Annotated in this window: 17 protein-coding genes and 1 tRNA gene; 9 read left to right on the forward strand and 9 right to left on the reverse strand. The window is 73.5% G+C overall.

Annotation, left to right across the window (positions count from 1 at the left end; translation table 11 throughout):
- Positions 1–14: 14 nt before the first annotated feature.
- Both nicT and BLS43_RS03915 read right to left on the reverse strand, forming a co-directional pair.
- A complete protein-coding gene (nicT, locus tag BLS43_RS03910) occupies positions 15–1,130 on the reverse strand; it encodes a Nickel transporter NicT (protein WP_483880047.1) in 1,116 nt (371 codons plus the stop codon).
- A gap of 124 nt (positions 1,131–1,254) precedes the next feature.
- The gene (locus tag BLS43_RS03915) at positions 1,255–1,746 is read right to left on the reverse strand and encodes a YajQ family cyclic di-GMP-binding protein (RefSeq protein WP_093076794.1); all 492 of its coding nucleotides are present in this window, start codon (positions 1,744–1,746) and stop codon (positions 1,255–1,257) included.
- 95 nt (positions 1,747–1,841) lie between these two features.
- On the opposite strand from BLS43_RS03915, the gene BLS43_RS03920 reads away from it, so the two are divergent.
- Positions 1,842–1,923, forward strand: a tRNA-Tyr gene (locus BLS43_RS03920).
- 159 nt (positions 1,924–2,082) lie between these two features.
- On the opposite strand, the gene BLS43_RS03925 is transcribed toward BLS43_RS03920, so the two are convergent.
- Positions 2,083–2,367 carry a putative quinol monooxygenase gene (locus BLS43_RS03925; RefSeq protein WP_093076797.1) on the reverse strand — a complete coding sequence of 95 codons (285 nt, stop codon included), beginning with the start codon at positions 2,365–2,367 and terminating at the stop codon, positions 2,083–2,085.
- Positions 2,368–2,454: 87 nt separating this feature from the next.
- Here BLS43_RS03925 and BLS43_RS03930 point away from each other — a divergent pair, with 87 nt between their 5' ends.
- Both BLS43_RS03930 and BLS43_RS03935 read left to right on the forward strand, forming a co-directional pair.
- Complete coding sequence (locus BLS43_RS03930; RefSeq protein ID WP_093076800.1) at positions 2,455–3,141, forward strand: carbon-nitrogen hydrolase family protein; 687 nt, start codon at positions 2,455–2,457, stop codon at positions 3,139–3,141.
- Complete coding sequence (locus BLS43_RS03935; protein WP_093076803.1) at positions 3,142–3,540, forward strand: TOBE domain-containing protein; 399 nt, start codon at positions 3,142–3,144, stop codon at positions 3,538–3,540.
- On the opposite strand, the gene BLS43_RS03940 is transcribed toward BLS43_RS03935, so the two are convergent.
- The gene (locus BLS43_RS03940) at positions 3,500–4,279 is read right to left on the reverse strand and encodes a putative protein N(5)-glutamine methyltransferase (protein WP_093076806.1); all 780 of its coding nucleotides are present in this window, start codon (positions 4,277–4,279) and stop codon (positions 3,500–3,502) included. The two genes, BLS43_RS03935 and BLS43_RS03940, sit on opposite strands and share 41 nt — an antisense overlap.
- Before the next feature lie 20 nt (positions 4,280–4,299).
- Between BLS43_RS03940 and BLS43_RS03945 the strand changes: the two genes are divergently transcribed.
- Positions 4,300–4,743: a protein-tyrosine phosphatase family protein gene (locus BLS43_RS03945; protein WP_093076809.1), complete on the forward strand. Its 444-nt coding sequence runs from the start codon at positions 4,300–4,302 to the stop codon at positions 4,741–4,743.
- Here the strand turns inward: BLS43_RS03945 and BLS43_RS03950 are convergent.
- Genes BLS43_RS03950 through BLS43_RS03960 form a run of 3 tightly spaced genes read right to left on the reverse strand, consistent with a single transcriptional unit; the run spans position 4,728 to position 6,276 of the window.
- The gene (locus BLS43_RS03950; protein WP_143029932.1) at positions 4,728–4,949 is read right to left on the reverse strand and encodes a hypothetical protein; all 222 of its coding nucleotides are present in this window, start codon (positions 4,947–4,949) and stop codon (positions 4,728–4,730) included. The two genes, BLS43_RS03945 and BLS43_RS03950, sit on opposite strands and share 16 nt — an antisense overlap.
- Positions 4,950–4,984: 35 nt before the next feature.
- Positions 4,985–5,239, reverse strand: a complete 255-nt coding sequence (locus BLS43_RS03955) for a hypothetical protein (protein ID WP_143029933.1) — start codon at positions 5,237–5,239, stop codon at positions 4,985–4,987.
- 20 nt (positions 5,240–5,259) lie between these two features.
- Entirely contained in the window at positions 5,260–6,276 is a 1,017-nt protein-coding gene (locus BLS43_RS03960) for a patatin-like phospholipase family protein (protein WP_093077455.1), read from the reverse strand.
- A 65-nt stretch (positions 6,277–6,341) separates the two neighbouring features.
- Between BLS43_RS03960 and BLS43_RS03965 the strand changes: the two genes are divergently transcribed.
- The 4 genes from BLS43_RS03965 (at position 6,342) to BLS43_RS03980 (ending at position 10,280) form a co-directional block, all read left to right on the forward strand.
- A complete protein-coding gene (locus BLS43_RS03965; RefSeq protein ID WP_245707280.1) occupies positions 6,342–7,307 on the forward strand; it encodes an alpha/beta hydrolase in 966 nt (321 codons plus the stop codon).
- Positions 7,308–7,395: 88 nt separating this feature from the next.
- Complete coding sequence (locus BLS43_RS03970) at positions 7,396–8,628, forward strand: PucR family transcriptional regulator (protein ID WP_218129701.1); 1,233 nt, start codon at positions 7,396–7,398, stop codon at positions 8,626–8,628.
- A gap of 9 nt (positions 8,629–8,637) precedes the next feature.
- Positions 8,638–9,864 carry a serine hydrolase domain-containing protein gene (locus BLS43_RS03975; protein WP_093076818.1) on the forward strand — a complete coding sequence of 409 codons (1,227 nt, stop codon included), beginning with the start codon at positions 8,638–8,640 and terminating at the stop codon, positions 9,862–9,864.
- On the forward strand, positions 9,861–10,280 hold the full coding sequence (locus BLS43_RS03980) for a phage holin family protein (protein ID WP_245707281.1): 420 nt from the start codon (positions 9,861–9,863) through the stop codon (positions 10,278–10,280). Before BLS43_RS03975 ends, BLS43_RS03980 begins: the two co-directional genes overlap by 4 nt.
- Positions 10,281–10,292: 12 nt before the next feature.
- Here the strand turns inward: BLS43_RS03980 and tenA are convergent, their stop codons facing one another.
- The gene (gene tenA, locus BLS43_RS03985; protein ID WP_093076823.1) at positions 10,293–10,955 is read right to left on the reverse strand and encodes a thiaminase II; all 663 of its coding nucleotides are present in this window, start codon (positions 10,953–10,955) and stop codon (positions 10,293–10,295) included.
- A gap of 240 nt (positions 10,956–11,195) precedes the next feature.
- Here tenA and BLS43_RS03990 point away from each other — a divergent pair, with 240 nt between their 5' ends.
- Positions 11,196–11,423 (forward strand): hypothetical protein, encoded by a 228-nt coding sequence (locus BLS43_RS03990; protein ID WP_093076826.1) that lies wholly within the window; start codon positions 11,196–11,198, stop codon positions 11,421–11,423.
- Positions 11,424–11,430: 7 nt separating this feature from the next.
- Here BLS43_RS03990 and BLS43_RS03995 read toward each other — a convergent pair whose 3' ends face one another.
- A complete protein-coding gene (locus BLS43_RS03995) occupies positions 11,431–11,781 on the reverse strand; it encodes a hypothetical protein (protein ID WP_093076829.1) in 351 nt (116 codons plus the stop codon).
- Between the last annotated feature and the right edge of the window lie 59 nt (positions 11,782–11,840).

Genomic DNA, 11,840 nt, shown 5'->3' on the forward strand with positions numbered 1-11,840 from the left:
CGTCGGGAGCGGGTTCAGCCGGGTGCGTCGGCGTCGGCGAGGGCCGCGTTCCAGCGGTCCTCGATGCGGCCGAACCGCCAGACGGCGAGGGCGACCACCCAGGTCAGGCAGAACAGCCCGACGACGACGAACCCGACGTCGTCCAGGTCCAGCGAGGCGACCCAGCCGAGCGGACCGGAGTCCACGCCGAGCTTGTCCGCGAGCAGGGACAGCAGCTCGATCATGCCGATGACGAGGGCGACCGCGACGGACAGGGCGGTGATGGTGACGTTGTAGAAGACCTTCCGGACGGGCCCGCGGAAGGCCCAGTCGTAGGCGAAACACATGAAGGCGCCGTCGAGGGTGTCGAACAGGCTCATGCCCGCGGCGAAGAGCACCGGCAGGACGAGGACGGCGTACCAGGGCAGCGCGCCCGCGGCGGCGCCCCCGGCGATGACCAGCAGCGTGACCTCCGTGGCGGTGTCGAAGCCGAGGCCGAACAGCAGGCCGACGGGGAACATGTGCCACGGGCGGCGGACGGCGCGGGTGGCGCGGCCGAGGATGCGGTTCAGGAGGCCGCGCTTGGCGAGGTGCTCCTCGAGGGTGGCCTCGTCGTAGCGGCCGCGGCGCATGTCGCGGAAGACCTTGAGGATCTGGACCAGGATGACGAGGTTGACCAGCCCGAGCAGGACCAGGAACAGACCGGAGACGCTGGTGCTGATGAGCCCGCCGACCTGCTTGAGCGACGAGCCGTCGTCGGAGATCTCCCCGGCGATCACCCGCACCCCGAGCGCGACCAGGGCGACGAGCACGAGCACGACGCTGGAGTGGCCCAGGGCGAACCAGAACCCGACCGAGAGCGGCCGCGGGGAGCCGGTCTCGCGCTCGGCGAGCAGCTTGCGGGTGGTGTTGTCGATGGCGGCGATGTGGTCGGCGTCGAAGGCGTGGCGCATCCCGAGCAGGAAGGCGGTCAGGCCCAGCCCGACCCCGAACGCCCCGGTACTGCCGAGGTCGTAGTGGTGGGGGACGACGAGGAGGACGAGGACGCCCCATCCGGCGACGGTGAGCACGACGAGGACGGCGGCCATCGCCGTCGCACCTCGTCTCTCGGCGGGGGTGAGGCGCGAACGGATGCGGGGCACGGGGTCCATGCCAGCAGGCGACCGAGGACGACTTCAAGCATGAACATCTGCTCAGTCGTCGCAGAATCGGACGGGCGGCGCCCAACCGGACTGTGAGGGCGGTCACGTGGTCCGGGCCCCCGGCCCCGCCCGGCTACCGGTAGTTCGTGAACTGCAGGGCGATGCCGAAGTCCTTGCCCTTGAGCAGGGCGATGACCGCCTGGAGATCGTCCTTCTTCTTCCCCGAGACGCGCAGCTGGTCGCCCTGGATCTGGGCCTGGACGCCCTTGAGCTTCTCGTCCCGGATCGCCTTGCTGATCTCCTTGGCCTTGTCGGAGGCGATGCCCTGCAGGATCTTGCCGGTGACCTTGTAGGTCTTGCCGGACACGGCGGGCTCGCCGACCTCGAACGCCTTCAGCGAGATGTTGCGCTTGATCAGCTTCTCCTTGAAGACCTCGACCGCGGCCTTGAGCCGCTCCTCGGTCTCCGACTCGAGGCTGATCGCCTCCTCGCCGGACCAGTCGATGGACGTTCCGGTGCCGCGGAAGTCGAAGCGCTGCGACAGCTCCTTCGCCGCCTGGTTCAGCGCGTTGTCCACCTCCTGGCGGTCGACCTTGCTGACGACGTCGAACGACGGGTCGGCCATGGCTCCTCCTCGCTGCGGCACGGCACCCCCTCGTCGGAGGTCGATCACCGCTGTCGTATCCTTCTCCCCGCACGTCGGCACGCCGACTGCACCCCGGCAGGTTGCCCGAGTGGCCAAAGGGAGCGGACTGTAAATCCGTCGGCTTAGCCTACGAAGGTTCGAATCCTTCACCTGCCACACCCTCGGGTGACGGCCCCTGACCAGCGGAGACGCGGGTCGGGGGCCGTTCTCGTGTCGGGAGAGGGTGGGTGCCGAAGATCGTACGGGCGCCTGGCGAGCGGTGCGGGGGCCTCCTCACGACTCAGTGCGTCGGGGACCGGTCCAGAGGTGCTCCGCTCACGCCTCCTCGACGGACGCGATGACGTAGCGCTTCACGTCCGCACCCAGGATCCGCGCGGCGGTGCCCGAGTCCGGCCCGGAGCCGCGAAACGCCAGGAGCTCGTCCTCGGACTCCCAACGCTCGAAGATGGTGATGCGCGCCGGATCGACGGTGTCGGCCGTGAGGGAGAAGTCCAGGCAGCCGGGCGCACTGCGCGCCAGGGAGACCGCCTTCGCTCCGTCTGCCACGAAGGCGTCTCGATCCGTGGGCTCGGTGCGCAGGTACCCGGCAATGATCAGCATGGGAGGGTAGACCTCCGGGGGAGTCGGAAGTCATCGGTGGCGGACGTCGGGCCCCGGCGGGCGTTCTCGTCACGGCGAGGAGGAATCGTGCGCACCGAGCTGTGCATCGCCGCAGCACAACCGCCGTGCGTGGCGCGGGACGTCCCGGCCAACGCCCGGCTGCACGCCCAGGTCGTCCGGGCGGCGGGGGCGCGGGTCGTCGTGTTCCCGGAGCTGTCGCTGACCGGCTACGAGCTCGACGCGCCCCCGGTCGACCCGGCCGACCTCGCCCCGCTGGTCGCCGCCTGCGCCGAGACCGGGACGCTCGCCCTGGCCGGGGCGCCGGTGGCGGGCCCGTCGATCGGTGTGCTGGCCGTCGACGGGGACGGGGTGCGCGTCGCCTACCGCAAGATCTATCTGGGTGCGGAGGAGACCGCCCACCACCGCGCGGGCGACGCCCCGGCCGTCGTCGAGGTCGACGGGTGGCGGCTGGGCCTCGCGGTCTGCCGGGACACCGGGATCCCGCGGCACGCCGCGGACACCGCGGCGCTGGGGATCGACGTCTACGTCGCCGGCGTCGTCGACCGGCCCGAGGACGCGGCCGTGCAGGAGGAACGGGCCCGGCGGGTCGTGACCGACCACGGCGTGGCCGTGGTGATCGCGAGCTGCGCCGCCCCGACCGGCTTCGGCTACGACCGCACCGCGGGGCGCTCCGGGATCTGGCCCGCGGACGGGTCCGCGCCGGTCCGGGCGGGCGCCGAACCGGGCGACCTGGCCGTGGCTAGTATCCGGTAGGTGGCAGAGTACCGGATCTCGGAGGTGGCGAACCTCCTGGGCGTCAGCGACGACACCGTGCGCCGGTGGATCGACGCCGGCACCCTGCCCGTGCACCTGGACGCGTCGCGGCGCAAGGTGGTGGACGGGGCCGCGCTGGCCGCGTTCACCCGTGACCACGCGAGCGCCGCGCCGGAGACGTCCTCGGTGGCGTCGTCGGCGCGCAACCGGATGGTCGGGCTGGTCACGTCGGTCGTGGCGGACACCGTGATGGCCCAGGTGGAGATGCAGTGCGGCCCGCACCGGGTGGTGTCGCTGATGAGCAGCGAGGCCGTCGCGGAGCTGGGGCTGGCGCCCGGGTCGCTGGCCGTCGCCGTGATCAAGTCGACGAACGTGGTGGTGGAGACGCCCCGGCGGTGAGCCGCCCGACGACGGCGGTCGCGTCCCGGTCCTCGTCCCGCACCACGGTGGTCGCGAAGCCGAGCATCGCCGCCGCGGTGCCCGCCGCCTGCCCGCGGGAGGTCTCCACGACGAGGAGACCGCTAGGGCGCAGCCAGAGCGGCGCCCGCGCGGCGAGGCGGCGGTGGTGGTCGAGGCCGTCCGCGCCGCCGTCGAGCGCGGCGCGGGGCTCGTGGTCGCGCGCCTCGGGCGGCATCGTCGCGATGGCCCCGGTGGGGACGTAGGGGGCGTTCGCCACCAGGACGTCCACCCGCCCGCGCAGGTCCGGCGGCAGCCCGGCATCCAGGTCGCCGCCGTGGACCCGGTCCGCGCGCAGGTTGCGACGTGCGTGGACCAGCGCCTCGGGCGAGACGTCCGCGGCGTGCACCTCGGCGGACGGCAGCGCCGCCGCGACGGCCGCCGCCACGGCCGCCGCCCCGCAGAACAGCTCGACGACGACGGCGGGCGCCGCGGCCACCACCTGGTCCACGAGCAGCTCGGTCCGGCGCCGCGGCACGAACACCCCGGGCCCGACGGCGACCCGCAGGCCCGCGAACTCCACCCACCCGACCAGGTGTTCCAGCGGGGCGCCCGCGGCCCGGGCCGCGACCAGCGCGTCGAGCCCGGCGCCGGACGCGACCGAGCGGAGCACCGCGGCCTCCTCCTCGGCGAACACACACCCCGCGGCGCGCAGGGTGGCCACAATCCCGTCGACGGTCACGACGGGGCAGTATGGCCCCCATGACCCAGCTGGACGGCGCCGTCCTGCTCCCCGACGGCACCCCGGTCCGCGGGCGGGGGCGGCGCGATCCCCTCCCGGGCGGCCCGCGGCCCGCGTTCTCGCTGTGTCTGGGCAGGCCCGGCCACGACGACGAGCCGGAGTGGGCCGCCGCGTGGATCGACTGGCCGGACTTCCGCGTGCCGCGCGACCGGGCGGGCGCGACGGCCGCGATCGTGGACGCCTACGAGCGCGCCCGGTCGGGTGTGCTCGTCGAGGTCAGCTGCACCGGCGGCACCGGGCGCACCGGCACCGTGCTGGCCTGCATGGCCGTCCTCGCCGGACACCCGGCCGCGGACGCCGTGGCCTGGACCCGTGCGCACTACCGGCCGCGGGCCGTCGAGACCCCGTGGCAGCGGCGCTGGGTCCGGGGCTTCGCCGAGCGGACGGTTCAGCGGCGGCTGTAGGAGCTGGACAGCCGCGTGCGGGCGCCGAAGAGGTGGCGGGCCACCTCCGCGGTGATCCGGTCCGCCTCGGCGGTGCACCGCGCGATGCGTTCGGATTCGGGCAGGTCGAGGTACGTGGCGCTCAGCTCCTGCAGCGCGTCCAGGAGCTCACCGATCGCGGCCGACCGCGTGTTCTCCGCCTGCGCGACGGGCACGTCGATGCTCATGGGTTCATGGTCGTCCGTCCACATGTCGACCGTGCTCACCCGGTGCTACGGGTTCGTGACACGGCCACGACCACCGCTCGGTCGACTCCCGGGTTGTGCACCTCGCGCAGGTCCAGCCCCGAGAACCACAGGACCGCCCCGGCGCGGAAGCGGCGCCGCCCGCCGAGCGCGCAGCGCAACTCGATCTCCCCCGCCTCGACGAGGACGAGTACCCCTCGCCACTCGTCCTCGTCGTGCGGCCGGGACGTGCCCGCCTCGATCGTGATGCGTCGTCTGTCGAAGCGGTCCACCACCCCTCCCCCGGATCCGGTTACGGAAGGGGAGACCGCCGTCCGGCCGGGAACTCATCGGGGCCGAGGCGGAAACCGGGGTCGACGGCCCGGATCGCGGCCGCCGCCGCGGCGTGTCCCAGGTGGCTCGCCCGCTCCACCCGCACCGGGTCGACGGTCAGCCCCCGGATGTCCGCGCTGGTCAGCGGGCTGAGGGCGCACACGTGCCTGCCGCCGCGGGCGGGATGGGCGGCGTCGGCGAGCAGCGCGATGCTGTCCGCGTGCCGCGCGACGTCCTGGGTCATCGCGCCGAGCCCGGGCACGAGGCGGTCGATCCCGCGGGCCCACCACGGGTTCGCGGGCGCGGGCCTGCGCAGCTCGGGCAGGGTGCGGGTGAGCAGGGCGAGGACGTGGGTCGCGCCCTCGCGCAGCGCCCGCCCGACGGGCAGCGGGTCGCCGATCGACCCGTCCACCCAGCGGCGGCCGCGCACCTCGACGGGCGGACCGGTCAGGTAGGGGATGGCGGCGGTGGCGCGCATGGCCAGCCGCCACTCCGCAGCGTCGCGCAGCCCGGTCAGGGTGTGCGGAGTCATGTCCGCGGCATCGGTGACCACCACGTGCAGGGGAGCCGGGTGGTCCCGCAGCGCCTCCCAGTCCGTCGGCTTGGTGTGCACGAGGATCTCGTGGATCAGGTGGTCCAGCGACACCATCGGCGCCCGGCCGAGCCGCCGCGGGTCGACGAACTCCGGGCGGGCCATGTCGTCGGGGAAGATCCGCGAGGCGTCGTACCCGTGGCCCAGCAGCGCCGCCGTCGCCACGAACGCCCCCGCGGACGCGCCGTAGGCGAGGTCGAAGCCCGCGGTGAGCCCGGCCTGCTCCAGGGCCCAGACCATCCCGCCCGCGTAGGCACCGCGCATCCCGCCGCCGCCCACCACCAGTGCGATCCGGTGCCCGTCCCGGCGCTCGCCGGGCCTGCTGCCCGCCTCCCGCCTGCGCAGCAGGGCACGCAGGACCTCCTGGTCACCCCAGGCGTCACCCCACGGATCCGGAGCAGTCATCCCCGTCATTCTCCCGGTACGAACGCGTCGGTCGTTTTCGTATCCTCGGCACGAAGGTCGCGGGCGTGACCGATGTCACGGTGGGCGCGACACCCGTTCCGGAGGAGGCAGCGTTGCCGGTCCACCCCCAAGCCCAGGCCCTGCTCGACGCGCTCGAGGCGCAGGGCATGCCGCCGTTCCCGCAGATGACCGTCCCGACGGCCCGCGCCGCGACCAAGGGCTTCCTCGACCTCCAGGGCGAGCCCGAGCCGATCGCCGTCGAGGAGCGGCGGATCCCCGGCCCGGCCTCGCAGCTCCCGGTCCGCATCTACACGCCGGACGGTGCGGGACCCCGCCCGCTCGTCGTCTACTTCCACGGCGGCGGCTGGGTCATCGGGGACCTGGACATCGTCGACCGGCCGCTGCGGTCCATCGCCAACCGCTCCGGTGCCGTGGTGGTCTCCGTGGACTACCGGCTGGCCCCCGAGCACGTCGCGCCCGCCGCGTTCGACGACTGCTACGCGGCCACCGTCTGGGCCGCCGAGCACGCGGCGGAGCTGGGGGCGGACGCGTCGAGGCTCGTCGTGGCGGGGGACTCCGCGGGCGGCCACCTCGCCGCGTCCGTGGCGCAGGCGGCGCTGGACCGCGGCGGCCCCGCGATCGCGGCGCAGGTCCTGCTGTTCCCGGTCACCGACTTCGCCTTCACCACCCCGAGCTACTCCGAGAACGCCGACGGCAAGCTGCTCACCCGCGGCGCGATGGAGTGGTTCTGGGCGCACTACCTCGGCGCGCAGTCCGACGACATCGAGTACCTGTGCCCCGGTCGGCGCGCGGACCTCTCCGGGCTGCCCCCGGCCTACGTCGCCACGGCGGAGTACGACCCGCTGCGGGACGAGGGGGAGGCCTACGCCACGAAGCTCGAGGCCGCGGGCGTGCCGGTCACGCGGAAGCGCTTCGAGGGCCTGCTGCACGACTTCCTGTGGACCCTCGGCGCCACCCCGGTCGGCGCGCCGATCCTCGACGAGGTCGCCGACGCGGTCCGGAAGGTCTGAGGCGGACGGGACTCCGGCCGGGCGCGCCACCGTCGTCGCGCCCGGCCGGACACTTGTCACCCGTGCGTCCGGCACCGAGAGTGGACGGGTGCCCACAACGACGTCGGAGGCCACGGCCGGGGCCGTCGTCCGTGCCGTCGCGGGGGCCCTCGGGCGCCGGGTCGTGGAGACCTCCGACGAGCTGAGCACGTTCATGGCGACCGAGATCGACGAGCTCGACGGCGACCCGCGCATCCTCGAGCTGCTGGGGGCGTCCGTCGAGGGCAACGTCGAGACGATCGTGCACATGCTCGCGCACGAGATCCCGACCGAGCGGGTCGAACCGCCCTCGGCCGCCTTCGAGTACGCCCGCAGGCTCGCCCAGCGCGGGGTCCCCGCCAACGCCCTGCTGCGCGCCTACCGGATCGGCCACGACCGGCTGCTGGACTTCCTGTTCGCCGAGCTCGACCGGGTGTGCTCGGACCCCCGGGTCGCGCTCGCGGCCGCGCGCAGGCTGGTCGCGGACACCTTCCACTACGTCGACTGGATCTGCGGGCAGGTCACCGAGGTCTACGAGGAGGAGCGCGAGCGCTGGCTCGCCAACCGGGACACCGCGCGGGCCGGGCGGGTCCGCGCGCTGCTCGACGGCGACTCGACCGACCTGGAGGCCGCCGAGGCCACGCTGGGCTACGCGTTGCGCGGCCCGCACCTCGCCCTCGTCGCCTGGTCCGCGGACGGCGCCGCCGCCGGACGGGCCGTGGGCGGGCTGGCCGACGGGCTGGGCAGGCGGGCCCTGAGCATCGCCTACGACCACGGCACCACCTGGGCGTGGCTCCCGGTCGGGCGGGGCACCCGGGCGTCGGACGTCGCCGCCCTCGCCGCCGAGCCGCCCCCGGGGGTGCGGCTCGCCGTGGGCGAGCCCGGCTCCGGGCTCGAGGGGTTCCGGGAGAGCCACCGGCAGGCGCTCCGGGCCCAGGCGGTGGCTCTCGCCGCGGGACCGGACGCCGCCGCCGTCACCCTGTTCGCGGACGTCGCGTCGGTGTCGCTGCTGACCACCGACCTCGCCGCGGCGCGCTCGTGGGTCGCGGACACCCTGGGCGGGCTCGCCGTCGACACCGTGGCCCACGCCCGGCTGCGCGAGACCCTGTTGATCTTCCTGGACACCGGCGGCAGCTACACGGCGGCCGCCGAGCAGCTGATGCTGCACCGCAACTCGGTGCGCTACCGGGTCGGGCGCGCGGAGCGCGAGCTCGGTCGCCCGCTCGCCGACGCGCGGATGGACATCGAGCTGGCGCTGCACGCCTGCCGTCGACTCGGGCGCGCGGTGCTTACTTCTCGGTAGGGTGGATCCGTGAGCGTCTGCAAGGTCGAGGTCGACCCCGCCGAGCTGGGGTTCGACGCCGCCCGTCTGTCCAGGATCGACTCCCACTTCGCGAAGTACGTCGACGACGGGAGGCTCGCGGGCTGGTCCCTCGCGGTCGCCAGGCGGGGTCGGCCGGCGCACGTCGCGCACTACGGCAGGCGGGACGTGGAGGCGGACCTCCCCGTCACCGACGACACGGTCTGGCGCATCTACTCGATGACCAAGCCGATCACCTCGGTCGCCGCGCTGATGCTGTGGGAGGAGGGGCTGCTCGAGCTCACCGACCCGGTGTCCCGCTACATCCCGTCCTTCGCGGACATGCGGGTCTACACCGGCGGGTCGGCGGCCAACCCGGGCACGGTGCCCGCGACCGAACCGGTGCGGATCTGGCACCTGCTGACCCACACCGCGGGGCTCACCTACGGCTTCCACCACGCCCACGCCGTGGACGAGATGTACCGCGCCAAGGGCCACGAGTTCGGCGCCCCGCGCGGGCAGGACCTCGCCGCGGCGTGCGACGTCTGGGCGAGCCTGCCGCTGCTGTTCCAGCCGGGCACCGAGTGGAACTATGGCGTCAACACCGACGTGCTCGGCCGCGTCGTCGAGGTGGCGTCCGGGCAGTCCCTCGACGTGTTCTTCCAGGAGCGGATCTTCGACCCGCTCGGCATGGTCGACACCGGGTTCCAGGCCCGGGACGTCTCCCGGCTGGCCACCCTGTACCTGCCGAAGCCCGGGGGCGGGCTGGTCCGCTCCGCCGCGATGGGGGACGCGATCACCGCCGAGCCCGCGATGCTCTCCGGCGGCGGGGGGCTGGCCTCGACCCTGTACGACTACCACCGCTTCACCCAGATGCTGGCAGGAGGTGGCGAGCTCGACGGCGTCCGGCTGCTCGGCCCGCGCACGCTGGCCTACGCCACCCGCAACCACCTGCCCGGCAACGCGGACCTGCAGACCTTCGGCCGCCCGATCTTCGCCGAGTCCACCTACCTCGGCACCGGGTTCGGGCTCGGGTTCTCCGTGGTCGTCGACCCGGCGGCGGGCAAGCAGCTGCAGTCGCCCGGCGAGTACGGGTGGGGCGGCCTGGCGAGCACCACGTTCACCGTGTTCCCGGAGGAGGACCTCACGGTCGTCTTCCTGACCCAGCTGATGCCCTCCAGCACCTACCCGATCCGTCCGCAGCTGCGGACGCTCGTCTCCCAGGCGGTGGTCTCGTGACTGTTCCGGTCCAACCCCGAGGGAACGCCGTCGTGGCGTTCGTCGTCCGGGTCGTCGTGGTCGCGATCGCGCTCGCCGTCGCCGTGTGGCTGGTCAACGGCATCGAGCTCGGCGCCACCTCCACCGGCGGCAGGATCGGCACGCTGCTCGTGGTGGCGCTGATCTTCGGCATCGTGAACGCGGTGCTCAAGCCGATCATCAAGGTGATCGGCTGTCCGCTCTACGTGCTGACCCTGGGCCTGTTCGGCCTGGTCGTGAACGCCCTGCTGTTCTGGCTGGTCGGCACGCTGTCCAGCGGCGTCGGGCTGCCGTTCGTGGTCGAGGGCTTCTGGCCGGGCTTCTGGGGCGCCATCGTGGTCGCCGTCGTCGGCTTCGTGCTGCACCTGATCATCCCGGACGGCATCGACCGCCGCTGACCCGGCGTCGTTCTAGACGGGCCAGGTCTCCTCGCGGTAGCCGCCGTCCCAGAACATCCACTCGTAGCGGCTGGTCGTGGTGAAGTGGTGGCGCATGCGGGCCAGCTCGGCGGCGGAGACGGTCTCGCCGATCGCGTCGGTCGCCGCCAGCACGTCGTCGACGACCTGCTGGAACTCCGCGCCGCCGTAGGTCGCGATCCAGCGGGCGTAGAGCGGGTCGGGGGAGCCCGCCTCGACGAGGTGCTCACCGACCCGCGCGTAGATCCAGTAGCAGGGCAGCACCGCCGCGACGGCTTCGGCGTACGAGCCCGAGTACGCGGCGGCCAGCAGGTAGGAGACGTAGGCCTGGGTCGCGGGCGCCACGGGGAGGGCCGCGGCGGCCTCGGCGGTCAGGTCGAGCGTCCCCAGCAGCTCGGTGTGCAGCTCCTGTTCGGCGGCGATGGCGCCGCCCGCGTGCGCGCAGAACATCGTCAGGGCGTGCTCGTCCGGGGCCTTCGCGGCGCACAGCGCCAGCGCGCGGGCGTATCCGCGCAGGTAGTGCGCGTCCTGGACGATGTAGTGGCGGAACGCCGAGTGGGGGAGCGTGCCGTCGGTCAGGCCGGTGACGAACGGGTGGGCGAGGATCGCCTCGTAGATCTCGGTGGCGTCGGCCCAGAGGACGTCGGTCGTGCGCATGATCTCGACCCTAATCGGTGTCGCGGTGCGTGATCGTGTGCTGACCCGCTGTCGATGTCGACGCCCTTTGTAGTGGATCTTGCACGATTCGTGTGCGTTGAGTGAGAGGTCAGTCACTCTTCGGTTACGATGACATCTGCCGGTAAACGGGGTGGGTCACGATGAAGCATCCCGGATGGCGACTCAGCGCAGAGGGCGCGCAACCGGCCCGCACGTCCATCGCCTGTGGAGGTGAGTGCAATGAGTCCCGTTCCCATGGACCATCACGAGAAGATGCGGCTGCGCGCAGCCGCGTTCCGGGTCACCCGGCTCTACCCCGGCCCGGTCGGCGAGGTGCTCTCGCGTGAGCTCCTGACCTGGGAGGAGTTCGGCTACCGCCTCGGTGGCGGGCAGCTGGTCATGCGCCTGGTCGACCACGTGCTCAAGACCCCGCTCAACGCGGACGGACAGAGCGGCGTGGCCGCCTGAGCGTCCCTCACGGGACCTGCAGGGTCACGGGCGTCGTCTGCGGCGGAGCAGGGCCGTCCGTCGCTCCGGCCACGGCGCCGCCGAGCACGAGCATCGCCGCGAGCGTCACGAGGCTGCCCGTCCGCGCCACCACGGCGTAGGCGGCGGCCCCGGCCCCGCGCACCGCGGGGCTCACCCGTGAGTACCGCACGGGCTCGACCGGTCGCAGCGGCGAGGTGACCGGCACACGCGAGCGCTCCGGCAGGCGCACCGCGGACGGTGCGGCCCGGTGAGCTCCCCGCGACTGCCGCGGGACCGCCACCGGCGGCCGCACCGTGGAGACGGTGGGCGCGGTGGGGGTCACGGGCAGGACGGTCACGTGAATGTGATCGAGCCGTCATGCACGGTCGTTAGCGGTGTGCGGCCCGCTCACCCGAT

Source organism: Pseudonocardia oroxyli (assembly GCF_900102195.1).
Taxonomy (GTDB): domain Bacteria; phylum Actinomycetota; class Actinomycetes; order Mycobacteriales; family Pseudonocardiaceae; genus Pseudonocardia; species Pseudonocardia oroxyli.